This is a genomic window from Hallella colorans (genome assembly GCF_003096815.1).
GTDB classification, from domain to species: Bacteria; Bacteroidota; Bacteroidia; order Bacteroidales; family Bacteroidaceae; genus Prevotella; species Prevotella colorans.
Window position 1 is genome coordinate 1 of the sequence record NZ_QENY01000060.1, and the last position, 1,258, is coordinate 1,258.

1 pseudogene is annotated in these 1,258 nt (G+C 43.7%); it reads right to left on the reverse strand.

From position 1 onward, the window contains the following. Nucleotides 1-1,243 (reverse strand): annotated as a pseudogene (locus C7379_RS12570) (IS1634 family transposase); the annotation flags it as partial. Nucleotides 1,244-1,258 lie beyond the last annotated feature (15 nt).

The following is a 1,258-nucleotide window of genomic DNA, read 5'->3' on the forward strand; positions in this document are numbered from 1 at the left end:
ACATGCCAAAGGTTGTGATATGCTGTATATACGTCCTGTATTGGTATATCTGTATTGGTGAGATACCCTTTAAGACCATCCCAACGAGAATCATCAGCAACACGATTATAATTGATGGTGACTCTCACTTCGCCATCCATCGATAAAAACTTGTTATAGCCTCTTTTGTTAATATTGCCTTTCATGAGTGCACCATGCTTGTAAGCCTTTTCCTGCCTGCGTATTCCCTTTTCCCGATTATAGGCATCTTTCTTTGCACGGTCATCTGTATAGCCAACTAGGAGACGGCGTCCGCCTCCTTTGTCATATTCAACCATTTGGCAGTCGCGCTTGGGCTGTTCCAGTATCCTGTTCTTGACTTGCTGACTTTCTTTATCTTCGCACCTATTATATACTTGTAGCCGTGCGATTCAAGTTCTGCTATGTTGGCATTGTTCATCGGACCGGAGTCTGCCACCACAACGAAGTTCTCCAATCCGTATTTGCTTACAAACTCGTTTATCGTCGGCTGCATCGTATGACCCTCATATTTGTTGCCTTCATGGATGCAATAGGCAAGCGGATAGCCACCAAGGCTGACAAGCAGTCCAAGTATGATTTGAGGATTACTGTGACGTCCCTCTTTCGAGAAACCTGTCTTGCGTAATTCATCCTCATAATCCGCTTCAAAGTAAAGTGTGGTGACATCATAGAATAACACGCCGATATTGCCACCAAACAGTTTAGCTGTATGTTGCACGCTTATGTCCTGTACGATTTCGTACTGATGGTCGCTAAGCTTGTCAAGATAGCGATAGATTTTTGAGAGATCCATATCTTCGTCAAAGTGGTTTTTCAGGTATTCCACCGTGGCAGCCTTGCTTGTTGGATATGCCAAACGAGCCTTAACAAGCTTGCGGAATACATCATCGTCAATACGATTGAAACCAATCCTGTCAAACGTGCGGTCCAATATCAAGTCGCATCCGTTGAGAAAGATATTGCTGACATTGGACAGGACACGACGGACTTCTTCACGCTCACGGTCGCAGGCCTCACGTTCCTCACCATACAAATCGAGCTGAGGATGACGGCGACATTCTTCTTTGGAAATCCATTCTTTTGCTTCAATGACAAGATTTTCAACCTCACCTTCATTATAGGCTACTCCAATTGTGGCAAGTTCCTTCATTTTGCCTCCAATTTTCTCGACAACGATAACTCCGATATTGCCAGATGGATATTTCTTTTTGCGGACAAACATAGTTAAAATATCTTT